Origin of the sequence: Streptomyces sp. NPDC006610, assembly GCF_040611575.1 — a bacterium.
Taxonomy (GTDB): Bacteria; Actinomycetota; Actinomycetes; order Streptomycetales; family Streptomycetaceae; genus Streptomyces.
Window position 1 is genome coordinate 45,498 of the sequence record NZ_JBEXOP010000022.1, and the last position, 23,181, is coordinate 68,678.

A 23,181-nucleotide genomic window follows, 5' to 3' on the forward strand; every position below is an offset into this window, starting at 1 on the left:
TCGATGGTCATGTCGATGGTCGTTCGGTGACCGGCAGTCTAGCGCCCACCCGATCACTTGTGAACGTTTCTGCTCGAACAATCAAATGAACAGGCGGCTGGATGCCAGGAGGTGCGGCGGATCGGCGCGGGGGGCGGGGGTGCGGTGGGGCGGGGGTGCGGTGGGGCGGCGCGGGGCCGCATCGCCTCAGTCGACGTCCGCGCGGGCGTCGCCCATGACCGGGGCGTCGACCCAGTTGGTCGAGGAGACGCCGGCGATGGTCGAGCCGTAGGTGCCCCAGCGGGGCTTGTTGCCCAGGTCGTCCCAGGTGCGGATGCCCGTCCGGTGAGCGATGCGGTTGCCGTCCAGCCAGACCTCGGCCGAGCCGCCGGCGGCGGAGCTGGTCGTGATGCCGAGCTGGACCGAGTGCCAGACCTCGGGGGTCCACGGGGCGCTGCCGATGGCGTTCCACTGTTCACCCGGGGCGACGTACCAGACCTTGAGCCGGCTGTCCTCGACCTTCATGATCACCGGGTAGTTCTGCTGGTTCTGGTCGTTGCCGCCGTTGGACTTCCACTGGAAAACGGTCTGGGCGTTGCCGGTCCGCGTCATGGAGTCCCAGCCGAACCAGAGGGTGCTGTCGTTCCGCAGCAGCCCCGGCGTGCTGATGCCGTGGCCCTCGCAGCGTTCGGAACCGGCGGGCTTCAGGAACTCGAAGAAGTTGCCGTGCGCGTCGCCCCAGTTCCTGACGCGCGCGGCGCCCGGCGCGGGGCACAGGACGGCCTCGAAGACTCCGGTTCCCTTGGAGGCGTCACCGTCCCAGAGGACGGCGGCGTGGGCGTCCGTCGCCATGACGAGCGACATCGCGACGGCCCCGGCGGCCAGACCGAGGGCAGCGCGGGAGGAGCGCAGACGTGTGGGGGGCATGGTCATTCCTCTTCGGGTTGGGGGGAGGGGTACGGGGCCCGCCCGTCGGGGTCGGGCGCGCCCCGATGCGTCACGGTCAGGCTGAGCGGCCGTGATCCGCGGTCCGGCGGGACGAGCCGTGATCCGCGGCCGGCCGGGCGGACCGTGATCCACGGCCGGCCGAGACCGAGCGTGATCCGCGGTCAGCCGAGACGGACCGTGATCTTCTGCGGGGCGCCCGCCTGCCCTGTGAGGTCGCCGAAGACCAGCCGCAGCGCGGAACCGGTGGCGGCCGAGGCGACCGTCGGCGGCTTGGACAGCACGGCGGAGACGCGGCGCTCCCAGACGACCTCCAGCGCGCTCGCCTGCCGCGCCGGGTCGGAGACGACGACCGTGGCGGTGCCGTCGCGGTTCTCCCGGATCAGCACGGAGGCGGGGGCACTGGCAGTGATCTTCCCCTGCGTCCCCGGCGACCAGAAGTTGACGGCGGTGAAACCGAGCCCCGGCACCCGGACGCCCTGCTGCTCGCGGGTGTTGGCGATGATCTTCAGCCAGCCCCTGTCGGCCGCCCGTCTGGCGGTGGTGGCGGCGCCGGCGCCCGGGAGCAGGACGTAGGCGTAGGAGGCGTCGGCGGGGTCGGCGCCGTGGTCGGTGAACAGCGTCAGGTAGCGCCGGGTGACGGGGGCGGTCGGACCGTTGACGTTGATGTCCCGCCAGGCCCCGGTGCGCTCCTCGCGCACGGCCCCGAGGTCGGTGCCCTCGGGGAAGACGTACCCGGCGTGCCCGGCGATGTGCGCCCACCGCGCGCCCTCGAAGGCGCCCGCCCAGCCCTGTCCGGACGGCTGGACCACGCCGTCGACGGTGAGCGCGGGGGCGCCGGTCGCGCCCAGGTTGCGGTTGTCGATCGTCGTCTCGACGGAGAACCCGTCCGCCGAGGTGATGCCGGCCCCGAGGCACACCACGCTGTCGTCCAGCCAGAACCACGACTTGCGGGCGCTCATCGTGCTCATCAGGCCCTTGAGGTGCTGGCCGGTGGCGCCGAACCGCCCGTCGGTGGTGCCGCCGACCCAGGTGACGTCCGGGCAGGGCTGTCCCCAGTTGCCGCCCGCGCCGTCCGGCAGCGGCTTGCGGGAGGCGGTGATGCCGGGCAGGCGGTACGGGTCGACCGTGGGCCAGAACGCGTCCGCGTACTGCTCCAGCCCGAAGTCGTCGCCCCACCAGGACAGCCAGCCGGCGCCGGTGTGGTAGCCGCGGGCGTGCTCGCCGTTGCCGAACTCGTAGTGGGCGATGTGCTTGGCGGCCATGGAGACGGAGGCGGCCCAGCCCGGCCGGCGGTGGGTCACCCGGGCCATGTGGTGGAACAGCCGGTGCTCGACCGGCTCGGGGGCGGCCTTGACGGAGTCGTCGTCCTGGAGCGCCTGCAGCAGGGACGTCCGCGTCAGGCCGAGACCCGGGTTGCTCAGCGCCGGGTAGTGGTAGTCCCGCCGCAGCCACCCCTTGACCATGGCGCGCCACCGGGCGTTCTCCTCCGCCGACGCGCCCTGTCCGACGAGGAGGATGGTGGCCATGAGGGGGTGCGCCCGGCTGTGGTCGGAGGTGCCGGCCCGGCTGATGCCGCGCGAGGACACGTTGTCCATCATCAGGCCGTTGTAGAGGAACGGGGCGATCGCCCGGTCGATCGTGTCGAGGAACAGCTGCGCGCCCGCGCCGCCGATCTCCCAGTCCGACCCGCGCAGCAGCGCCATGAGCCGGCCCACGCCGTCGTGGAGCACGGAGCCGTAGCCGCCGATGTAGGGGACGTTGCGGTGCTGGATGAACGAGCCGTCGGCGTAGAACCCGTCGCCCGAGGTGACGTACGGGAACACCGGGGCGAGGGCGCGCGAGGCGAGGGCGACCTTGTCCGGGTTCTCCCCGACGATGCCGCGCAGCACGACGGCACGGCACAGGTCGACGCGGTTGGCGCCGGTGCTGGTGCCGGTGTAGCTGTCGAAGACACGGTCCGGCACGAAGTGGTCCACGGCCCGGCAGAGCTTGTCGATCCGTGCCGGCGTCAGGTGGTCGTACAGCAGCACGCAGGTGTCCATGAGCGACTGCGCGGCGCCGATCTGCCAGCTCCACCAGTTGCCGTACGGCGCGGTGCGGTCGTTGTACACCTCGGCGTGCAGGTGGTCGAGGCCGGCGAGAACGGCGTCCCGCACCTCGGCGTTTCCGGTGAGGCCGGTGCCGGGCTGGCAGTAGGCCTGGGCCATGGTGTTCAGGCGGGTGCAACTGGTGACGATCCTCGCCGAGTACGTGTAGGACTCGGCGTCGGTGTCGGGCTCGGGGTCGGCCCAGACCAGGTCGGGCCAGAGGGAGCCGGGTGCGGGGGCCATGCCGGCGAGCTGGGCGCGCGCGGCGGCGCCGAGGTCGGCGAGCAGCTTGCGGAAGGGCTCGGCGGCGGGGTTGAACGCCGTGCCGAGCATCAATTCGCGCCACTTGGCCCGCAGGGCGGCGAAGTCGGCACCGGTGGCGGTGGCTTCGGCCGCGTGGACGGGGCCGGCGGCGACACCGGCGACGGCTGCGGCGAGGGGCGCCGCGGCGGCGACCTGGACGAAGGCGCGGCGGGACCAGGGAGATGGCACGGGGGACCTCCGGGAGTTGCGGCATGGGCGGCACTACGGCGCCACGGTGCGCGGCACTACGGCACGACGGTGCGCGGTTTGTAGCATGCGCTTTCATCCATCAGCAACGCTTTCGGCGCGCATCCGATCAGTTCTTCGCTTTTCGAAAGAAGGCGTGCGGAAAAGACAGTGGGACGCGTAGGGTGCGCCGTGAACGGTGACGAGGGGAGGGGGCGGATCAGATGCACGCCGAGGACAGGCATCAGGCGATCCTGCGCAGGGTGCGCCGACACGGCTCGGTACGGGTCACCGAGGTGGCGGCGGAACTGCGGGTGTCGCCCGTCACGGTCCGCAAGGACGTCGAACTGCTCGCCGAGCGCGGCCTGTTGGTACGGGTGCACGGCGGAGCGCGCCTCCCGGACGAGGCGAGCCCGTCACCCGGGGCCGGTCCCGGCCCCTCGGCCCTCGCACGTGAGCTGACGTTCGGCATGATCGTCCCGTCCGCCACGTACTACTACCCGGACGTCATCCGGGCCGTCCGGGAGACGGCGGCGGCGCGCGGTGCCCGCCTGCTGCTGCGCATCTCCGAGTACGACGCCGAGGGCGAGCGCGCCCACGCCCGCGCGATGGTCGAGGCGGGCGTCGACGGCCTGCTGCTGGCCCCCACCGCCGCCCCGGAGACCCCCGCCGACGCCGCCTGGTACGAGGACCTGGGCATCCCGCTCGTCCTGGTGGAACGACGCCCCCGCCCGGTCGGCCCGGCGGTGGAGCACGTGGTGACGGACCACGCCTACGGCGCCCGTCTCGCCGTCCACCACCTCGCCACGCAGGGCCGCCGCCGCATCGCCCTGCTGACCCGCGGCGGCACCCCCACGGCCCCGCTGATCGAGGAGGGCTTCCACGCGGGCCTGCGCCTGGCCGGTCTCCAACCCGCCCTGGAGGCGGCCCACTCGGACCTCGGCATGGACCGCCCCGGCACCTCGCAGTACGACGGCACGATGGAACGCTTCCTGGACGCCGTGGCGGCGGGCCGCATCGACGCGGCCGTCGTCCACCCGGACGGCGACGCCCTCGTCCTGCTCCAGCGCCTCAACGCCCGCGGGCTGACCGTCCCGGGCGACCTGGCGGTGGTCTCGTACGACGACGAGGTGGCGGGCCTGGGCGACCTGCCCCTGAGCGCGGTGGCCCCGTCGAAGCACGAGGTGGGCGTCTCGGCGGTCGAACTCCTCACCGCCCGCGTCACGGAACCGGACCGACCTCGCCGCCAGGTGTCCATCCTGCCGGAGCTGCGGGTGCGGGGGTCGAGTGCGGGGGCGTGACGACCGGAGGAGGGGCCACCGTGCCCGTCGGGACACGTCCCACGGAAGCAGGTCGACGTCGTCGCCCACTCCATGGGCGGACTCGTCGTCCGGGCCGCCCTGCACTACACCGACGAGGGCGCCACTGGTTTCCCCTCGAACCTCCACATCGAGGACGTCGTGACCCTCGGCACCCCGCACGGCGGGACCGGCTGGGGCACCGCCTGCTCCGTCAGCGGCTGGCAGCAGTGCAAGGACATGAAGTCCGACAGCCCCTTCTCCGGGCCCTCGGCAGCGGCATGCCCAACTCCCGCATGGGCACAGACCGGACGACCGTCTCGTCGTACCACGACGGCATCGTCTCCGAGGCCTCCGGCGTCGCCGGCAACGCGGAGCACGAGATGAAGTACAGCGCCGGGCTGAGCCACAACGAACTCAGGACGGTGACCTCCGGCTACCACCGGGCCAGGAAGAAGGAGGGCTCCGGCTCCTGGGGCGCGTGGGGCAACGGCTATGGCTCCCCCCGGCGTCGGTGACCTACTACGCCGCGTACTACCACAGGGGCACCCGACCGCCGTGCGTCCCGAGCGTCCCCGTTGAGGTGACGGAGACGTGAGGGACGACGCCGCATGACGGGTGGGGCGGGCCGCGACGGTCCGCCCCTCACGCATGATCGAGACCCGTTGTGGACATCAGCCGCACACCACGGGGCGAAATGGCTTGAATCCCCTCACCGCCAGGGCAGTTCGCGCTGGAGGAATCCAGAACGCCACCGATACCGTCTATGCCTCCACTGCACTTCTGTCTCACGGGGAGTCTCACTGTGAAGCGCCGCACCCTGCCCACCGCCGCCGCGCTCGCCGCCACCACGGCCCTGCTACTGACGGCCTGCGGAGGCGAGGACGACAACACCGACGACAAGGACAAGATCGCCGGCGCGGAACAGACGACCACGGGTCCTGAGAGGCCGACGGAACCCTCGGCCCCGGCATCGGCGAAGGACAAGCCGGACGGCGTGGACGTGTCGCTGCCGAAGGACATGAACCTGGTCTTCGACTGGGAGACGCCGCAGGACGAGAACGAGGCGGAGGCGATGGCGGATGCGGCGAACTTTCTCCGCGCCATCTACCGCGGCGTCGATGCGCGGACGACGGAGGATGCAGCCCTGACCGCTTACGCGAGCGGCGACGGACTCCATTACGGGAAAGTCCAGATCAACGAGTGGATCAAGGGTGGTTGGACGGCCACTGGCACCCGCCGCCACTACGACGCCACCACACGGTCCGCCTCGAACGGGACCTCGGTGGAGGTCGCGTTCTGCGCGGACACCAGCGAGTTCTACGGCAAAGAGGTCAAAACGGGGAAGGTCCTCAAGACCGAGCCCAGCCTCAAGGACTATGGTCACTACAAGATCATCATGGTCAAGGTCCCCACGGGCGACGATCTGTGGCAGGCGTCCAAGGTGTTCGTCGAGACGGCGGCGAAGCAGTGCCGATGAACTGCTCACGGCGTACGTTTCTCGGCACGGTCCCCCTGACCTCGGCAATGGCAATCGCTGCTGTGCTCTTTACGGCGCCCGACTCCCTGGCGGAACCGGTGGACTTCGGCAAGGGTGACGGCACGGCGCAGGAGGGCGGCAGCGACAACAGCGGCATCTACGCCGCCGCCCGCATCCAGTACTCCGGAGCCGTCACCAAGAACGGCAGCCGAGGCAACGTGACGTCCGCCGACGTCACCTGGACTCCCCCGCCCTGCTGGTACGCCCCCTACCTCGGTGCCAAGGATTTCAAGGAGAAGATGTCCAAGGACATCGAGAGCCAGATGAACGCCCCCGGCATGGGCGGCCACGCGGGCGCGGCGCTCAGCGAGCTGCAGCGCCACTACGAGGACGAGTACGGCTGGACCGACACCCCCGGCTACAAGGACTACAACGTGGAGAACGACGGCAAGGGAATGTTCTGGGCCGCCGTCGAGAACCCGAGCGAACCCGACCCGCTCAAGCGCAGCTCGTGCAACGACCTCCCCTTCTGGGTGAACAACGGCGAGACTCCGCCACCCCAGTACGAACAGGCGATCAGCCCGGAGATCCTGGCGGCCCTGGCCTACCAGCACATGCAACTCCCGGACACCGAGGTCACCCTCGCCCCCGAGACCGTCACGAAGGTGAATCTGCCGACGTGGGCCTGGCTGGACAAGGCCGTCTTCGAAGAGGTCCGGGCCACGGCGGCCATCAGCGTCCCCGGCCTCACCCTCTCGGCCACCACGACCGCAAAACCGGTGGCCCTCAAACTGGAGCCGGGCACGGAGGACGCCGAGACCTATCCGGCGTCCGGCGAGTGCACGATCAACGCCGACGGCTCGATCGGCGAGCCCTACACCAAGGGCAGGGCCGACGAGACCCCGCCCTGCGGCCTGAAGTACCTCCGCTCCTCCGGCAACGGTGCCTTCGACCTCCGGGCCACCATCACCTGGGACATCACCTGGACCGGCACGGGCGGCGCCGGCGGCGACCTCCCGAACGGCATCTTCGGCAGCGAGCAGGCGGTCGCCGTCCAGGAAATCCAGTCGATCAACCGCTGACCCTGAAAGACCGGCAACGCATAGGGGACCTCATGTCGGACTTGGTCGTCGACTTCACTTTACTCAACACTTCAGTGAAACAGCTCGCCGCGATCCAGGACGAGTTCAGAAATCTCGACGAATGGAAGGAGGACATCACGTCGGTGGTCGGAGCGTCCGAACTCAAGGATGCAATGAAGGAATTCATCGACAATTGGGACAACAATCGAGAGAAGTTACTGGAGTCACTGGAAACAGTCGGACAGATGGTCGAGGAAACACGCAACGCCTTCAAAGGCCTTGATTACAAACTGGCCAATTCCGGGCGGAAGTGATGGCGCGCCCCAAGGACTGGCATCCCCTGCGTGAGAGTGATCCCGTACCCGGCGACCCGGAGGGTATTCGCGCACAGGTAAGGCATATGAAGAAGATCGCCGATTACTTGCGCACACAAGCCGTCGCACTCGCCGCGATGGCAGACGCCGACAACCTCAAGGGAAAATACGCAGAAAAGCTCGGCGAGGATTCACGCAGTCTAAGCCGGAAGCTCGACCAAGCGGAGGATCGATACCGCGAGGTAAAAAGTCACTTATCCAGCTGGGCCAACGAACTGGAAGATTTCCAGAAGAAGGCCCACAAGGCTCTCGCGGACGCCAAAGAAGCCCAGCACACCATCGACAGTCATGCTGCTGAGCCCCATGATTCAGCAATGTCCGGAAAGAAGGACAAGAACTCCAGCGACTCATCAGAAGAGAACCCTGCGGTCAGACGGGCCAAAGAAGATCTCGATGACGCGCGGCGACGACTGAATACCGTGGAGGGAGACTACCAGGAACGGTCCGGTCACTTCGCGAGCAAGATTCGGTCCTCCATCGACGACGACATGAAAGACAGCTGGTGGACGAACTTCAAGTCGTGGGTCGCAGACGCCGAATGGCTGAAAGACTGGACCGAACGGCTCAGCTGGCTGGCCACCGCCGCAGGCGTCATCGCCATGTTCATCCCGGTCGTGGGCTGGATTGCACTCGGGCTGACCATTGCCGTCACGCTCTCCCACGTCACCATGGCTGCCACTGGCAACGGCTCATGGTTCGACGTCGTCATGGACATCGGGGCGCTCAAAATGGCCCGCAATGGACTCAAAGCAGCGAAGGCCATCAAAGGGCTTCAGCAGAGTTCACGAAAGACCGCATCCGAGCTCGCCGATGCGCACAGGGCCGGACAGGCCGCACAGCGCAACGCCGGGGCCCGAGCCAACGCCCAGAAGGCATCCCGGAAACGTGGGGGCACGTCGGGCAAAAAACGCCGTGCCGCAAAGGCGCGCAATCACAGAATGGAACTCAGGAACCGTGCGACCGGCAAGAAGGCCGCTGCCGAAGTACGCGACGCCGAACTGCCCCAGGCCACAGCTCGGGACAAGGTCGGCACTATCGGCGACGCGAAACTCAGCCAACAGATGAAGGACATCAGGAAGTGGCGGGACGAGTACCCGGACAACGCCACATTAGCCGACAACGCCGCCCAGGCGCGGCGACACCAGAACGCACTTCAGGGTTCTTGGGCGGTAGGCACCGGGCTCGACCTCGGCGACAAATTCGGGAACGACGTCTCAGGAGGTGAGTACGACAGGACGAAGGGACGCATGGAGGCACCGATCGGCCAGTGGTGAGGGAGAAAATGTCTGATGAACAAGCAAACGCAACCAGGAAAAGGGGCAGGAAGCGCACAGCAAAACATCGACAGGTCAGTTCTGGCACTGAAGATTATTCTGGCTATCGCGATTGTCCGTCTCCTCCTCGGCCCTGCGACCGAGGACCTGCTCGGAAACAAGCTGGTGAGCCTGCCCACCTGGGAATGGTCCTTGTGTTCCCTCTCCCCGCCGGTGATTCTGTTCATGTATCGCAGCCCGGCGAACTGGAAGCTGCTGTCATACGACGTCATTTATGTGCAGTCCGCCGCCGGCCTCTACCTCTTCTATGCGACGGCATACGTGATCTTCCAGGGCGGATGGTTGCTTTGGGTCGCCGTCACCGCCTCAATGGCATCCTTCCTGGGCGTCTGGTGGTTGAACCGTAAGGAGCGTTCGAGTGCCCGCTGAGCAGACCGAGTCGGTAAGTGCGCCAGTCACGGGATACCGCATCATCCTCCCCGATGACTGGGCCCATATCCCCTTGCGCCACGGCACGGAGGAAGCAATTCGCAGCATCCTGGATGAGGCTTTCAGTCATATTGCCGGAGAGGCGTCTACGGACAGGGTCGGCCCGTTCAAGCGTGAGCTGGAACGCCGCTTGCGCGGCACCGTCGCCCGGGCCAGGGAGAGCGGGGCGCTCGATCTGTACCTCCCAGTGCAGTCGACATCCGGCGTAAACGTTGGCGCGTCGTTCCTTGTCTCGGAAAACCTTTTGCCGAATCGCGGTAAGGAAACCGGTGCACATGGTGCGCCGGCTGATATCGCCGTACAACTGCTGTCCAGCGACGGCGTCGACGACGCAGACCTGAGCTCGGGCGAGATTGATGGCGCTCTCGCCGTGCGCCGGGAGCACATCGTCTCGGCCGATCCCGACAGGGGCGCAGACCTCGCATCTCGCAGAGTGGAATACATGGTGTCCGTGCCGAACGACCCCGACCGCTGGTTCGTCGTCGCCTTCTCCACCGTGGGCGGCGGGAATCCGCGGGATGAACTGGCCGATGCGCTCGTCGAATGGTTCGATGCCGTAATGGGCACCCTTCGCTGGAGCCATGGATGAACGGCTTCTTCGCAGTTCTCGACATCGAGCACATCAACCTCGATCCGTGGACGGTGCTTCCTCCCCGCTCTGACGAGGAGAGCCCGTTCGAGGCATGGGTCGACATCGCCGCCTGGTGTCGCGAAGAGGCGGAGGATCTGTGGGAGGAACACGGACTCGCCCCTGACTCGCACAGTGTCGAACTTCTCGGCGGGACCCTCCAGCGCTGTGCCGAAGCCTTTTCACCGCCCGGATCGGACCACTGGCTCTTCCTCCACCACTCCACACCGTCCGATCTGCCCCTGCCCGTATGCGCGGTCATCGGGCAGGCCTCGGGTCCTCGCGAGGAAACCCTGCGCGCCCTGACCCTGGCGGACGATCCGCAGGCCGTCGAACCCCCGGTCGTCAAGCGTTTTCGGTCGGAGCACCTGGGCGAAGGGCTGTCGGTGTTTCGTTATGTGGCGGAAGACGGCTCGGCCCGCCTGCGCGCTTGCGTGCGCTACGCATGGCGGGTCGAGGAGTACGCGGCCGACGTCGTGATCTGGACCGCCTCGGACGACACCGCTCGCATCCTGCGGGCGGCCGAGGACATCGAAGAACTGGCGCGCTCGTTGACGATCTTCGATCCATGACCGGTCGCCAACGCCTGCCGGGCCCGACCCTCGGTAAAGGTTGTGGCGCAGGCACACGGGTCGGCCGGGTACGGCAACCGCGTTGCTGCCGGCCACCAAAGAGATATGCACATGGCTGCGTCACTCCTCAGTCCACCGAAACCCGTCGATGCCGTGCATTTCGCCTTCCTCGCCCTGGTCTCGCTGCCGCCCCATAAGGCGCACGCCCAGGGCGAGAGCACCGGTGAACAGCCCGCAGACACACCAGTCCGACCACAAGCCCGAACAGAGCAACCAGCCCCTGGGCAGCGAAGTGCGCCGCGATGTTGACGGGGTTCATCAACCGCATGCGAGCATGGGCCGCATGCGGTCTCGCGGCACCCACCATGTTGTGGGCTCATCCCATATCGCCGCCGCACGGTCATCCTTCCGCGAGGATCTCCTCGCGGTCGGCCGGAGCTTCGCCGCAGGCAGCGGCAGACGAGTCGGGCTGTACGCCGGGTCCTGTTCCCGGGGTTCCTCGCGGAGCCCCGGGTGACGGCCATCCATCTAGGGCCGGTGTTGCCACCGGCCTCGTGCGGTCTACCCGCGGACTCGGGCGGGCAGCCCTCGAACGTCCGCGCAGAGCGCCTGTTACGGCGCTCCTTTTGACCTTGCTCCGGGTGGGGTTTACCTAGCTGCCCAGGTCACCCTGGGCACTGGTGGTCTCTTACACCACCGTTTCACCCTTACCGAGGACCGAGGTCCCCGGCGGTCTGTTTTCTGTGGCACTGTCCCGCGGGTCACCCCGGGTGGCCGTTAGCCACCACCCTGCCCTGTGGAGCCCGGACGTTCCTCGGGAAGCCCCCTAGGGGGACTCCACGCGGCCGTCCGCCCGGCTCGTCTGCCGTGTCGACCATGGTACCCGGCGCGGCGCCCGCCGCGGCGCCGTCGCCGTGGCCAGGACCGAGCCGGCGAGGATCAGGGCGAAGGCGGCCAGGACCGTCCCGGTCAGGTGTTCGTCGAGGAGGACGGCCCCGGCCGCCACCGCGACCGCCGGGTTGACGTACGTGATGACCGACGCGCGGGCCGGGCCGGCCTCCTTGATCAGTTCGAGGAAGGCGACGAAGGCGACCGCCGTGCAGACGACGCCCAGGGCGGCGAGGGCGCCCAGGGTCTCGGGTGAGGGGAGGGCGGCCGGGCGGGTGGCGATGGCGGCGGGGGCGTAGACGAGGGCCGACAGGGTCAGGCAGGGGGTGATGAGGTGCAGGGTCGGGACGTCCTTGAGGTGCCGTGCCGCTATCAGGGGGGCGGTGGCGTAGCCGACGACCGTCAGCAGGACCTCCGCCAGCGAACGGGCGTCGCCGCCGGTCAGGTGCGGGAGGGTCAGGACGGCCACGCCGGCCAGGCCCAGCCCCAGGCCCGTGAGTCTGCGGGCGCCCAGGGACTCCGCCCCGCCGAAGAACCGGGCCAGCGCGACGCCGACGATCGGCACGCCCGCTATCAGCAGGCCCGCGGTGGAGCTGGAGAGGTGGCGCTCGGCATCGGTCAGGGTGTACCAGGGGCCGACGATCTCGATGACCGCGAACGCCAGCATCGGCTTCCAGTGCGTCCGCACCGAGCGGACCATGCCGGGCCTGCGCAGGGCGAACGGGAGCAGCAGGGCCGCGCCGAGCACGCAGCGCGCGAACACCACCGCCGACGGGGACAGCTCGTCCACCGCCACCTTGATCAACAGGTAGGGGATGCCCCAGACCACTCCCATCAGGGAGAACAGGAACCAGCCGCGTGCAGTCATGCGGCGAGTGTCGGCCCGGTCAGCGCGCGCTGTCTTGAACGCTGTTGCGGTACGCCGCCGGCGTCACCCCCAGCACGCGCCGGAACCAGCGCGTCAGGTGCGCCTGGTCGGCGAAGCCGACGAGCCCGGCCGCCTCGGCCGGGCGCAGCCCCGCCTCCAGCAGGCCGCGGGCCCTGGTCACCCGGTGCTGGGCCAGCCACGCGTACGGCGGCACGCCCACCGTCGTACGGAAGGCGCGCAGGAGCTGGTAGCGGGACAGGCCGAGGTCTGCGGCGAGGTCGGCCAGGGAGGGCGGGGCGAGGAGTTCGTCGGCGAGGCGGTCGCGGACGACCCGGGCGATACGGTCCGCGCCGGGGATCGCGTCGTCTTCGGCTCGGGCGGTGGAGTGGCGGCGGGCGAGCGCGGTGAGCAGCCACGGCAGCCGGGACTCCGCCTCCAGCGGGTCGGGGCGGGCGCTGACGTCGGTGTGCGCGCTGCGCAGCGCGGCGGCCAGCTCGGGGTCGTCCAGTACGGGTTCGCGGAAGTGCGGCCGGCCGGGGCCGCTGACGCCGTCGGCGAGGAGGGCGGGGCCGGCGTACAGGGCCCGGTAGGCGTAGCCGTCGGGGGCGGCGGGACCGCCGGTGTGCATTTCGCCGGGTTCCAGGACGACGATCGAACCGGGGCCGGCGTGGATCCGTCCCCCGCGGTACGCGATGACCTCCAGTCCGCCGACGGTCACCCCGATCGTGAACTCCTCATGGGCGTGCGGAGCGTACTCGTGCCGGCTGAAGCGGGCGGTGAGCAGGTCGAGCGGGGGGCCGCAGCGCCCCAGCCTGGCCCGAGTCCAGCGGGCCTGCTCCCGCACCGGCACCCGCTCCCCCATCGGCTCGCGTACGTCGTCCACCTCGCACCCCCGCCCGCAGGGGACACCCCCGCCCACAAAGGATCAGAGGAAATCAGAGGAAGTCACCGGTGTCCAGGTTGAAGGCGAAGGGCTCGGGGAGGGGCGGGGGTCGCCGAAGGAGCACTGGAGCAGGCGCCGGTAGTCGTCGTTCTCCGGTTCGCTGAAGAGGCCGCGAGACCGGCACCCCGTTCCCTCGACCGTGGCCGGCACGGGCCACCCGGTCCCGCCGGCTCTGTCCCGCCGCTCACACCGGCGCGAACCGTACCCGTGCCCGCACCGGATCCGCCTCCGTCAACCGGGCGCGGATCGGGTGCCCCAGGGGGAGGGGGCGGTCGGCCTCGATGGGGGCGACCACTGCCGGGGAGGTGAGCTGGACGGTGCCGCGGGTGGGGCGGCGTTCGTCGACGTCGGTCACGTGGGCCTCGAAGACCTCACCGACACGGTCCTTGAGCAGGGCGGCCTCGACGGCGTCGAGGCAGGCGCGTTCGACCTGGCCGGCGCGGCGGGAGCCGGTGGTCATCTCGGCGGGGAGGGTGTCCAGGGCCGACCGGACCCAGTCGGGCGGGGGGCGGTCGGCTGCGGCGGCGAGGCAGAGTTCGGTGGCGTAGCGGTCGGTGAGGCGGCGCAGCGGGGCGGTGCAGTGGGTGTAAGGGGCGGCGACGGCCGCATGGGTGGTGATCGGCGGGAGGACGCCGTCGTGGAAGACCGTGTAACCGGCGCCGCGCAGCAGGGTGGTGCACTCCTGGAGGAAGGCCGCGTGGGCGGGGCGGTGCGGGTCGAGGGAGCGGACCAGCGCGGCGTACGAGACGTGGTGCGGCCAGTCGATGTCCAGGGCGCGGGCGGTGCGGCGCAGGCGGCCGACGGCGCCGTCGGGCGCGGCGGGCAGGGTGCGCAGGACGCCGGTGCCGTACGCCAGCATGAGGTCGGCCGCGGCCATGCCGGTGAGCAGGGAGATCTGGGCGTTCCAGCCGTCGGCGGGGCGCGGGGCGCGGTAGTGGAGGGCGTAGGTGCCGTCGTCCTGGCGGACGATCTCCTGTTCGGGGACGTTGAGGGAGATGCCGCCGCGGTCGGCCTCCAGGCGTTCGCGCAGGGTGCCGACCGTTTTGAGGAGGGCGACGGGTTCCTCCGCGGCGCCCGTGTCGATCTGCCGTTGTACGCCCTCGTAGTCGAGTTTCGCGCGGCTGCGGACCAGGGCGCGTCGGAGGTCGACGGCGAGGGTGCGGCCGTCGGCGTCGAGGTCGATGGTCCACAGGGCGGCTGGGCGGGTCCGGCCGGGCAGGAGGCTGGCGGCGTCCTCGCTGAGCGCCGGCGGGTGCAGGGGGACCTTGTCGTCCGGGAAGTACAGGGTGAGCACCCGGCGATGGGCCTCCGCGTCGAGGGCGCCGCCGGGTGCGACGAACGCGGCGACGTCCGCGATGGCGTACCGGACGCGGTAGCCGTCGCCCTGCCGGGCCAGGTGCAGGGCCTGGTCGAGGTCGGTGGAGGCGGGCGGGTCGACGGTGAAGAACGGGATGTCCGTGGCGTCGTGCTCGGGCAGGTCCGGCGCCCTCGCCGCGCGGTCGGCCTCGGCCAGGACGTCGGCGGGAAAGGCGCCGGGCACGTCGAGATCCGCGCGCACCGCGGCGAGGGCGGCCCGCAGCGGGTCCTCGGAGGCGTCGGTCACACGGAGCGGGCGGCGAGGCATACAGCGAGGGTAGGGCGGGGCCGGTGCGGTGGCATCCGCGGGGCCGGTGCGGTGGCATCCGCGGGGCCGGTGCGGTGGCATCCGGGGCGTGGGGCACGCCGTACCCTGGCGCGGAGCTCGATCGAAGGAGTACGTGTGCTTGTCCTGCTGCCGCCCTCGGAAGGCAAGGCGTCGTCCGGCCGGGGCGCCCCGCTGAGGCTGGAGTCGCTGTCGCTGCCGGGGCTGAACGCCGCCCGGCAGGCCGTCCTCGGCGAACTGGTCGACCTGTGTGCGGGGGACGAGGACAAGGCACGCGAGGTGCTCGGGCTGAGCGAGGGGCTGCGGGGCGAGGTCGCGAAGAACGCCGGGCTGCTGGGCGCGGGGGCGCGGCCGGCCGGGGAGATCTACACGGGGGTGCTATACGACGCCCTGGGCCTGGCCTCGCTGGACGCGGCCGCCAAGCGGCGTGCGGCGCGTTCGCTGCTGGTGTTCTCGGGGTTGTGGGGCGCAGTGCGGGTGACCGACCGGATTCCGTCGTACCGCTGTTCGATGGGGGTGAAGCTGCCCGGGCTCGGGGCGCTGGGGGCGCACTGGCGGGCGCCGATGGCGCAGGTGCTGCCCGAGGCGGCCGGGGGCGGCCTGGTACTGGACCTGCGGTCGGCGGCGTACGCGGCGGCGTGGAAGCCGAAGGGCGAGGTCGCGGGGCGGACGGCGACGGTGCGGGTGCTGCACGCGCCGACGCGGAAGGTCGTCAGCCACTTCAACAAGGCGACGAAGGGGCGGATCGTCCGGAGCCTGCTCACGGCCGGGGTCGCGCCGAAGGGGCCGGCCGATCTGGTGGAGGCGCTGCGGGATCTCGGGTACGCGGTGGAGGTGTCGGCGCCGGGGAAGGGCGGGGTCGCCTGGGCGCTGGATGTGCTGGTGGACGAGGTGCACTGAGGAGCCGACGGTGTTGGTCCTGGGCGGGGAGCACCGCTCGGGACCAGGGGCACGGCCGTGGGCGAGAGCACTGCTCCAGACAGGAGCACCGCTCCGGACCAGGGCACGGTCCTGGACGGGGAGCACCGCTCCGGACCTGGAGCACGGCCGTGGGCGAGAGCACTGCTCCAGAGCACCGCTCCGGACCCGGAGCACGGCCGCGGGCGGGAGCACTGCTTCAGACCAGGAGCACCGCTCCGGACCAAGGGCACGGTCGTAGGCGGTAGCACCGCTCTGGACCCGGAGCACCGGTCCTGCTTGAGAGCACCGCTCCACGGCTCCGGGAGAGAGCACTGCTCCATGTCGGGTACGCCCTCCAGGGTGGGAGCACCCTTCCGGCTACTGACACGCGGCGCCCCCCAGTTAGAGCACCGATCCCGGGGCGGAGCACCGCTCCCGGCGGGGGCGCCGCTCCGGGGCGAGAACAACGTTCACCGTCCGGAACGCCGCTCCAATGCGGCAACACCACCTCCAGAGCGGTGTTCCAGCCACGGAGCAGCGCTCTCATTCAGGATCGGCGCTCCCACTCCAGAGCAGCGCTCCCACTCAGGAGCAGCGCTCCGCCTCACGAGCGGCGCCCGCAACTGAGTAGCGGCAACGGCACGTGCTACGGAGAAGCGGAGCGAATTGCGCCCTGCGCAACGAGCGTTGCATGCTGCGCCCGGCGTCGGCAGGATCGCATCCATGTCCCCACCCGACGTTCCCTCCCCCGATGTTCCCTCCCCCGATGTTCCCTCCCCCGACGTGCTTTCCCCCGCCCCCCTCCCCACGTCTCCTTCCTTCCTGGACCTCGCGGCCGGTGTTCCGGTCGTGCCCGTCGTCGTGGTCGACGATCCCGACGACGCCGTGCCGTTGGCGCGGGCGTTGGTCGCGGGCGGGCTGCCGGTGGTCGAGGTGACGTTGCGGACGCCGGGGGCGCTGGAGGCGATCGGGGCGATCGTCCGGGCGGTGCCGGAGGCGGTGGTCGGGGCGGGGACCGTGATCACGCCGGGGCAGGTGGCGGAGGCGGTCGGGGCCGGGGCGCGGTTCGTGGTGAGCCCGGGCTGGACGGACGTACTGCTGGAGGCGATGCGGGGATCGGGGGCGCCGTTCCTTCCGGGGGTGTCGACCGCGTCGGAGGTGGTGGCGCTGCTGGAGCGGGGCGTGCGGGAGATGAAGTTCTTCCCGGCTCAGGCGGCGGGCGGCACGGCGTTCCTCAAGTCGCTGTACGGCCCTCTGCCGCAGGCCCGCTTCTGTCCCACCGGCGGGATCGGGGCGGCGACCGCGGCGGAGTATCTGGCGCTGCCGAACGTGGCTTGCGTGGGCGGGAGTTGGATGGTTCCGGCGGACGCGGTCGCGGCGCGGGACTGGGGGCGGGTGGAGGCGCTGGCGCGGGCGGCGGCCGGGGTCAGCGCAGGTGCGAGGTGTCGTTGAGGAGGCGGACGCTGGGGTTGCCGTCGGCGTAGTACGCGACGACGGAGATCGACGCGGCCGACAGCTCCATGCGGAACAGGGACTCGGGCGGGGCGCCGAGGGCGAGGCGGACCAGGGTCTTGATGGGGGTCACGTGGGTGACCAGCAGGACCGTGCGGCCCGCGTACGCCGCGACCAGCTTGTCCCGGGCGGCGGCGACACGGGTCGTGGTGGCCGCGAAGCTCTCGCCGCCGCCCGTGGGTTGGGCCTCCGGCGAGGAGAGCCAGGCGCTCAGGTCCTCGGGGTGGCGTTCGTGCACCTCGGCGAAGGTGAGGCCCTCCCACGCGCCGAAGTCGGTCTCGCGCAGCCCGTCCTCGATGGCGACGTCCAGGCCGAGGCGGGCGGCGACGATGCCGGCGGTCTCGCGGGTGCGGGCGAGGGGGGAGGCGACGATCGCCTCGATCGTCCCGCGCCTCGCCAGCGCGGCGGCGACGTGCTCGGCCTGCTCCCGGCCGGAGTCGGAGAGGGAGGGGTCGCTGCCGCCGCTCCCGGAGAACCGCTTCTGCGGCGTCATCGGGGTCTCGCCGTGGCGGAGCAGGACGAAGGTGGCGGGTGCGCCGAGGTCGGGGGCGCCCCAGCCGACGCCGGGGGTGGCGACGTTCCGGGCGGCGCGTACGTCGGCGTCGCGGGTCGCGTCGGCCGTGGCGCCGTCGCCGATCCCCCCGTCCCGCGGAGCCCACCGCTCCCCTCGCGCCCCCGCGTCCATCGCCTCGTTCGCGAGCCGGTCGGCGTGTTTGTTGGACTCGCGCGGAATCCACTCGTACGTCACCCGATCCGCCGGGAAAATCCCCGCCGCCTCCGTCGCCAGCGGCCTCATCGCGGGGTGCTTGATCTTCCAGCGGCCGGACATCTGCTCGACGACCAGCTTGGAGTCCATGCGGACGCGCACCCGCGCCGAGGGGTCCAGGGCGTGGGCCGCGCGGAGGCCGGCGAGCAGGCCGCGGTACTCGGCGACGTTGTTCGTCGCCGTGCCGAGGTACTCCGCCGCCTCGGCCAGCGTCTCCCCCGTCGCCGCGTCCAGCACGACCGCGCCGTATCCCGCGGGCCCGGGATTGCCCCGTGACCCGCCGTCCGCCTCGACGATGAACTCCCGCACCGGGAAGGCTCCTCCGCTCCCAAGGCCGACCCTGCTCAGGCCTGCCGCTCCAAAAGACCCTGCCGGGCAGGCAAGCCCCGCATCCGAAAGATCTCGCCGGGCAGGCAAGCCCCGCAGGCCCTACCGTCCCACCGCCCTACCGTCCCACCGCCCTGCCGCTCTACCGCCTTACAGCCCCGACTCCGACGTCCGCACCAGGATCCGGCGGCAGTTCTCGCAGCGGATCACCGTGTCCGGCGCGGCCGAGCGGATCTCGTTCAGCTCGGTGATGGCCAGCTCCTGCCGGCAGCCCTGGCAGCTGCGCTGGTAGAGCCGGGCCGCGCCGATGCCGCCCTGCTGCTGGCGCAGCTTGTCGTACAGCTTCAGCAGCTCGGCGGGGACCGAGGCCGCGACGACCTCGCGCTCCTTGGTCACCGAGGCGACCTCGCCGTCGATCTCCTCGCAGGCGGCGTCGCGCCGGGCGGTCGCGTCGTCGATCCTGCCCTGCACCGAGCCGACGCGCTCGGTGAGTTCGGCGACCCGCTCCTGCGCGGACTCACGGCGCTCCATGACCTCCAGGACGACGTCCTCGAGGTCGCCCTGGCGCTTGGCGAGGGAGACGATCTCGCGCTGGAGGTTCTCCAGGTCCTTCGGGGAGGTGACGGCGCCGGAGTCGAGGCGCTGCTGGTCGCGGGCGGCGCGCTGGCGCACCTGGTCGACGTCCTGCTCCGCCTTGGTCTGCTCGCGGGCGCAGTCGCTCTCCTCGGTCTGCGCGGCCACCAGCAGGTCGCGCAGCTGCGTGAGGTCCTTCGTCAGCGACTCGATCTCGGCGTGCTCGGGCAGCGACCGGCGCCGGTGGGCCAGCTGCTGGAGGCGGACGTCGAGGGCCTGGACGTCGAGGAGTCGGATCTGGTCGGCGGGCGCGGCGTTCAGTTGGGGGCTCCAGGTGAAGGGGAGTGGCTGGTCCAGGGGTCGGTGACCGTCTTCGAGACGTGGACGCGCAGGTCCCATCCGTTCCGGTCGGAGATCTCGTCGAGTTGGGCTGCGGCCAGCTCGCACCAGGGCTGCTCGGTGGCCCAGTGCGCCGCGTCGAGCAGCGCGAGGGGCGTCCGGGCCCGTGCCTCGGACGCCGGGTGGTGGCGCAGGTCCGCGGTGAGGAAGGCGTCGACGCAGGCCGCGCGGACGTGGTCGAAGAGGCTGTCGCCGGAGCCGCCGCTGACGGCGACCGTGCGGACGAGCGCCTCGGGGTCGCCGGCGACCCGGATGCCCTGCGCGGTGGCGGGCAGCCGTGCGGCGGCGCGGGCGGCGAACTCGCGCAGCGGCAGCGGGTGGTCGAGTTCGCAGATCCGGCCGAGGCCGCGGCGGCCCTGCGGGTCGGTGGCGTCGGGCACCAGGGGCCGTACGACGCGCAGGTCGAGTGCGCCCGCGAGGGCGTCCGAGACGCCCGGGTCCGCGGTGTCGGCGTTGGTGTGGGCGACGTGCAGCGCGACGTCGTTCTTGATCAGGGTGTGCACGACCCGGCCCTTGAAGGTGGAGGCCGCGACCGTCGTCGTGCCGCGCAGGTAGAGGGGGTGGTGGGTGACGAGGAGGTCCGCGCCGAGCCGCACCGCCTCGTCGGCGATCTCCTGTACGGGGTCCACGGCGATCAGGACCCGGGTCACCTCCTGGACGGGATCGCCCACGACCGTGCCGACCGCGTCCCAGGACTCGGCCCGCTCGGCGGGCCACAGGTTCTCCAGCGCGGCGATGACTTCAGACAGACGGGGCACGGAAGACAGGCTACCTGCCTGTTTCGCCCCGCTGTACCCGTGCCGTCACCGCCGGCCCCGGCAGCACACCGGCCCCCGTTCCCTCAGCCGAACCACCGTGGGGCCACCCGTATGTGTGAAGCGTTCGGCGGGCGCCGCGCCGCCTGTGCGTGCGAAAACTAGCGTCCTCACTGGAGGTGATCGAACGATGACGGCCTGTGCGTCTCCCGAGTATCCGGCTGCGCTGAAGCGAGAGGCGCCCCGCTCGACCCGCGCGACGGACGAGGACGCCGCGACCCCGGCCCCGCGGCCCCGCCGGCGGCCGGGCTGCGTGATCACGGTGGACGGTTCCTACGCGGCCCGGCTCGCGGGCGGCGGTGACGCGTGGTTCCCGGAGCGCTGGACGCTGGACGGCCCCGAGCCGTACGCCGTGCCGCTGCCCGCGCACCAGCCGGAGGAGCCCGGCACCGAGGTGCAGCCGATGGGCGACGGCCGGGTGCTGATCCATCGGGTCGCCGACGGGCGCCACCTGTTCGCGCTGCTGTACCCGACCGGACCGGGCACCGGTGAGCTGCCGCTCGGCGCGGTCGACTGCCGGGACGACGACACACTGGTACGGCTGCTGCCGCCCGCGCCGGGCGGCGAGCGGGCGTACGCCCTCGCCGTGGGCCGGCACGCGAGCGCCGTGTGGCTGGTGGCGGGCGGCGCTTTCGGGCCGGAGCATCTCGCGGAGATCCCCGGGCGTTGCTCGGGCGGGGTGTGGCTGGACGACTCGGGGCGGATGCTGGCCCTGGACCGGGAGGTCGACGGCCGCACCAAGACGGTCGTGGTGGACCTCGCGCGGGGCGGCGAGATCACGCCGCTGCTGCAGATCGCCGCCGGCAGCGACGACCGGCTGCTGCTCGCCGACGTCGACAGCGGGCTGCTGCTGATCCACTCCGACGCACCCGCGCCGGGTGAGGGCGGCCGGCTGGGCTGGGGGGTGCTGGGGAGCATGCTGCCGGTGCGGTTCCCGGAGTCGCTGCGGATCGAGGGCTGCGCGCTGACGCCCTTCGCGGTGCAGCCGGGGCAGGTGCTGACGCCGGAGAGCTGCGCGGTGGCGTTGCGGGTGGACGGGCCGGGCGGCGGCTGGGTGGGCATGTGGCGCCCGGCCGACCGGCGCGTACGCCATCTCGCCGCGCCCCAGGGCTGGTTGGCGGGCTCGGGGGTGTGGACCCGCGACGGTGTGCTGCGGCTGCCGTACGCCACCGCGGCGACGCCCTGCGGGGTGGCCGAACTTCCCCTGGAACCAGCGGAGTTCCCGGTTCCGGGGGACACGAGCCCGGAGGGTCCGGTCCCGGACGACGGCACGGCTTCCGCACCTGGGGAGCCGACGGAACCGGACCCTCCGGAACCACTCGCGCCCCGCCCCGTTCCGCTGCAACAGGCCCCGCTGGACCGGCTTGTAACGAAGTAGCGGCAGTCGGCGTGGCCGCCTGGATTCGCCCCGTGTGCGGCCGGTTAAACTCGCCCGGCTGTAGGAAAGATCATGTTTTGACGGGGTGAGTTCTTCCGATGCTTCCGACGAGCGACGTCAGCACGTCCAGCACGTCCAGCACGTCCCAGCAGCCGCACGACGCCCAGCAGCCCGGTCCCGGCCACGGCCGGCACCGGGGAGCGGTCTCGGCGCACGACACCGAGACGGCCCCGCGCGGCCGGCACCGCAAGCCCGCGGAGCAGCCGGCCGGCGCACGGCAGGGTTAGGCGACGAGCAGTACGGACGACGAGTAGCAGGTTCGACGAGCAGTACGTACAACGAGTAGCAGGTACGACGAGTAGCAGGTCGACGAGTAACCCGCTCAGCGAGCGGTGACCGAGGCCCCGTTCGCCATCCGGCGAACGGGGCCTTCGCCTTCGTCCGCCGTCTTCGTCCCGTCGCCCTCACCCGCAGCCGACGACCGTCTCCGTGAGCACCGGCGCGTCGCCCCGCTCGACCGCGGTCACCTCCACCCGCACCGGTACGTCCGCCCCCGGTGGCGCCGCCGCCCCCGCCCTCTCCCGCCGCATCCGCACGCGCAGCGTCTCCCCCGGATACGCCACCCCCGCGAACCGGGCGTCGTACGACCGCACCCGCGTCACGTCCCCGTCGAGCAGCGTGTCCACGACCGCCTTCAGGGTCATGCCGTAGGTGCACAGCCCGTGCAGCACGGGCCGGTCGAAACCGGCGGCCCGTGCGAAGGCGGGATCGGCGTGCAAGGGGTTGAGGTCGCCGGAGAGCCGGTAGAGCAGGGCCTGCTCCTCGCGGACGGGTAGTTCGACGGTCCGGTACGACGACGAGTCCGTCGGCGCGTCCGATGGCGCGTCCGATGGCTCGCCCGGCGGCGTGGGCCGGTGCGTCGGTCCCGGGTCGCCGCTCCATCCGCCCTCGCCCCGCACGAAGACCCGCGCCTCCTCGGTCCACAGCGGCCCGTCCGCGTCGGCGGCGTCGGTGCGCAGGACCAGCAGCGCGGCCGTGCCCTTGTCGTACGCGGCGGTGAGCCGGGAGGTGACGGCGGCGCGTCCCTCGGGCGGGACCGGGCGGTGCAGGCGCAGGGACTGGCCGGCGTGCAGGACGCGGGCGAGGTCGACGTCGACGCCGGGGACGGAGAGGGCCTCGATCACTCCTGGGGCGCCGGCTCCGGCGACGGTGGCGAAGGAGGGCAGGACGTGGAGCCGGGACTCCAGGGTGTAGCGGAGTTCGCGCGGGTCGGTGGCGGGACGGCCGGCGCCGATGCCGAGGTGGTAGAGGAGGACGTCCTTGGGGGTCCAGGCGATCTCACGCGAGTGGGGCTCGGCGGCGAGGGCCTTGGCTGCGTCGAGGGGCATGGCCTGTGCCTACCCCGGCGTGGGGGTCGACCGGCCTCCGCACGCACGAACGCACGAACGCACGGACGGCCGGACGGCCGGA

General features: G+C 71.4%; 22 protein-coding genes, 1 other RNA gene and 1 pseudogene. 14 read left to right on the forward strand and 10 right to left on the reverse strand.

Annotated elements, in window-relative coordinates:
* Window positions 1-186: 186 nt before the first annotated feature.
* Together ABZY13_RS19100 and ABZY13_RS19105 are read right to left on the reverse strand one after the other, a co-directional pair.
* Window positions 187-906 carry a heparin lyase I family protein gene (locus ABZY13_RS19100; RefSeq protein ID WP_356632139.1) on the reverse strand — a complete coding sequence of 240 codons (720 nt, stop codon included), beginning with the start codon at window positions 904-906 and terminating at the stop codon, window positions 187-189.
* Window positions 907-1,088: 182 nt separating this feature from the next.
* Complete coding sequence (locus ABZY13_RS19105; RefSeq protein ID WP_356632141.1) at window positions 1,089-3,506, reverse strand: polysaccharide lyase 8 family protein; 2,418 nt, start codon at window positions 3,504-3,506, stop codon at window positions 1,089-1,091.
* Window positions 3,507-3,727: 221 nt separating this feature from the next.
* Here ABZY13_RS19105 and ABZY13_RS19110 point away from each other — a divergent pair, with 221 nt between their 5' ends.
* The 10 genes from ABZY13_RS19110 (at window position 3,728) to ABZY13_RS19155 (ending at window position 10,700) form a co-directional block, all read left to right on the forward strand.
* Window positions 3,728-4,804 (forward strand): substrate-binding domain-containing protein, encoded by a 1,077-nt coding sequence (locus tag ABZY13_RS19110; protein ID WP_356632143.1) that lies wholly within the window; start codon window positions 3,728-3,730, stop codon window positions 4,802-4,804.
* Between the two features lie 72 nt (window positions 4,805-4,876).
* Window positions 4,877-5,188 carry a hypothetical protein gene (locus ABZY13_RS19115; RefSeq protein ID WP_356632145.1) on the forward strand — a complete coding sequence of 104 codons (312 nt, stop codon included), beginning with the start codon at window positions 4,877-4,879 and terminating at the stop codon, window positions 5,186-5,188.
* Window positions 5,098-5,319: a hypothetical protein gene (locus ABZY13_RS19120; RefSeq protein WP_356632291.1), complete on the forward strand. Its 222-nt coding sequence runs from the start codon at window positions 5,098-5,100 to the stop codon at window positions 5,317-5,319. Before ABZY13_RS19115 ends, ABZY13_RS19120 begins: the two co-directional genes overlap by 91 nt.
* A 287-nt stretch (window positions 5,320-5,606) precedes the next feature.
* Window positions 5,607-6,281, forward strand: coding sequence for a hypothetical protein (locus ABZY13_RS19125; RefSeq protein WP_356632147.1), 675 nt, complete (start codon window positions 5,607-5,609; stop codon window positions 6,279-6,281).
* Window positions 6,282-6,328: 47 nt separating this feature from the next.
* Window positions 6,329-7,363, forward strand: coding sequence for a hypothetical protein (locus ABZY13_RS19130; RefSeq protein WP_356632149.1), 1,035 nt, complete (start codon window positions 6,329-6,331; stop codon window positions 7,361-7,363).
* A 32-nt stretch (window positions 7,364-7,395) separates the two neighbouring features.
* Window positions 7,396-7,677 carry a hypothetical protein gene (locus tag ABZY13_RS19135; RefSeq protein WP_356632151.1) on the forward strand — a complete coding sequence of 94 codons (282 nt, stop codon included), beginning with the start codon at window positions 7,396-7,398 and terminating at the stop codon, window positions 7,675-7,677.
* Window positions 7,677-9,011: a putative T7SS-secreted protein gene (locus ABZY13_RS19140; RefSeq protein ID WP_356632153.1), complete on the forward strand. Its 1,335-nt coding sequence runs from the start codon at window positions 7,677-7,679 to the stop codon at window positions 9,009-9,011. The genes ABZY13_RS19135 and ABZY13_RS19140 overlap by 1 nt, the downstream gene beginning before the upstream one ends.
* 15 nt (window positions 9,012-9,026) lie before the next feature.
* The gene (locus tag ABZY13_RS19145; RefSeq protein ID WP_356632155.1) at window positions 9,027-9,440 is read left to right on the forward strand and encodes a hypothetical protein; all 414 of its coding nucleotides are present in this window, start codon (window positions 9,027-9,029) and stop codon (window positions 9,438-9,440) included.
* Window positions 9,430-10,089: a hypothetical protein gene (locus tag ABZY13_RS19150; RefSeq protein WP_356632157.1), complete on the forward strand. Its 660-nt coding sequence runs from the start codon at window positions 9,430-9,432 to the stop codon at window positions 10,087-10,089. The genes ABZY13_RS19145 and ABZY13_RS19150 overlap by 11 nt, the downstream gene beginning before the upstream one ends.
* Entirely contained in the window at window positions 10,086-10,700 is a 615-nt protein-coding gene (locus ABZY13_RS19155) for a hypothetical protein (RefSeq protein WP_356632159.1), read from the forward strand. Before ABZY13_RS19150 ends, ABZY13_RS19155 begins: the two co-directional genes overlap by 4 nt.
* 456 nt (window positions 10,701-11,156) lie before the next feature.
* Here the strand turns inward: ABZY13_RS19155 and rnpB are convergent.
* From rnpB to ABZY13_RS19175, 4 genes and pseudogenes are all read right to left on the reverse strand, one after another.
* Window positions 11,157-11,561, reverse strand: an RNA gene (gene rnpB / locus ABZY13_RS19160) — RNase P RNA component class A.
* A 115-nt stretch (window positions 11,562-11,676) separates the two neighbouring features.
* Window positions 11,677-12,456: pseudogene (locus ABZY13_RS19165) on the reverse strand (DMT family transporter); the annotation flags it as partial.
* 19 nt (window positions 12,457-12,475) lie between these two features.
* Window positions 12,476-13,318, reverse strand: a complete 843-nt coding sequence (locus ABZY13_RS19170; RefSeq protein WP_356632283.1) for an AraC family transcriptional regulator — start codon at window positions 13,316-13,318, stop codon at window positions 12,476-12,478.
* A 265-nt stretch (window positions 13,319-13,583) separates the two neighbouring features.
* Complete coding sequence (locus ABZY13_RS19175; RefSeq protein WP_356632161.1) at window positions 13,584-15,023, reverse strand: RNB domain-containing ribonuclease; 1,440 nt, start codon at window positions 15,021-15,023, stop codon at window positions 13,584-13,586.
* 135 nt (window positions 15,024-15,158) lie between these two features.
* On the opposite strand from ABZY13_RS19175, the gene yaaA reads away from it, so the two are divergent.
* Together yaaA and eda are read left to right on the forward strand one after the other, a co-directional pair.
* The gene (yaaA, locus tag ABZY13_RS19180; protein WP_356632163.1) at window positions 15,159-15,941 is read left to right on the forward strand and encodes a peroxide stress protein YaaA; all 783 of its coding nucleotides are present in this window, start codon (window positions 15,159-15,161) and stop codon (window positions 15,939-15,941) included.
* A 723-nt stretch (window positions 15,942-16,664) separates the two neighbouring features.
* Window positions 16,665-17,393: a bifunctional 4-hydroxy-2-oxoglutarate aldolase/2-dehydro-3-deoxy-phosphogluconate aldolase gene (gene eda / locus ABZY13_RS19185; protein WP_356632165.1), complete on the forward strand. Its 729-nt coding sequence runs from the start codon at window positions 16,665-16,667 to the stop codon at window positions 17,391-17,393.
* Here eda and ABZY13_RS19190 read toward each other — a convergent pair.
* The 3 genes from ABZY13_RS19190 to ABZY13_RS19200 form a co-directional block, all read right to left on the reverse strand.
* Window positions 17,368-18,528, reverse strand: a complete 1,161-nt coding sequence (locus tag ABZY13_RS19190; protein ID WP_356632167.1) for a bifunctional RNase H/acid phosphatase — start codon at window positions 18,526-18,528, stop codon at window positions 17,368-17,370. The genes eda and ABZY13_RS19190 overlap by 26 nt on opposite strands.
* A 168-nt stretch (window positions 18,529-18,696) precedes the next feature.
* Window positions 18,697-19,440, reverse strand: coding sequence for a C4-type zinc ribbon domain-containing protein (locus tag ABZY13_RS19195; protein ID WP_356632285.1), 744 nt, complete (start codon window positions 19,438-19,440; stop codon window positions 18,697-18,699).
* Window positions 19,437-20,276 carry a Nif3-like dinuclear metal center hexameric protein gene (locus ABZY13_RS19200; RefSeq protein ID WP_356632169.1) on the reverse strand — a complete coding sequence of 280 codons (840 nt, stop codon included), beginning with the start codon at window positions 20,274-20,276 and terminating at the stop codon, window positions 19,437-19,439. Before ABZY13_RS19200 ends, ABZY13_RS19195 begins: the two co-directional genes overlap by 4 nt.
* Window positions 20,277-20,463: 187 nt before the next feature.
* Between ABZY13_RS19200 and ABZY13_RS19205 the strand changes: the two genes are divergently transcribed.
* Together ABZY13_RS19205 and ABZY13_RS19210 are read left to right on the forward strand one after the other, a co-directional pair.
* Window positions 20,464-21,711: a hypothetical protein gene (locus ABZY13_RS19205; RefSeq protein WP_356632171.1), complete on the forward strand. Its 1,248-nt coding sequence runs from the start codon at window positions 20,464-20,466 to the stop codon at window positions 21,709-21,711.
* A gap of 98 nt (window positions 21,712-21,809) precedes the next feature.
* Complete coding sequence (locus ABZY13_RS19210; protein WP_356632173.1) at window positions 21,810-21,998, forward strand: hypothetical protein; 189 nt, start codon at window positions 21,810-21,812, stop codon at window positions 21,996-21,998.
* Between the two features lie 177 nt (window positions 21,999-22,175).
* Here the strand turns inward: ABZY13_RS19210 and ABZY13_RS19215 are convergent, their stop codons facing one another.
* Complete coding sequence (locus ABZY13_RS19215; RefSeq protein WP_356632175.1) at window positions 22,176-23,099, reverse strand: MaoC/PaaZ C-terminal domain-containing protein; 924 nt, start codon at window positions 23,097-23,099, stop codon at window positions 22,176-22,178.
* Window positions 23,100-23,181 lie beyond the last annotated feature (82 nt).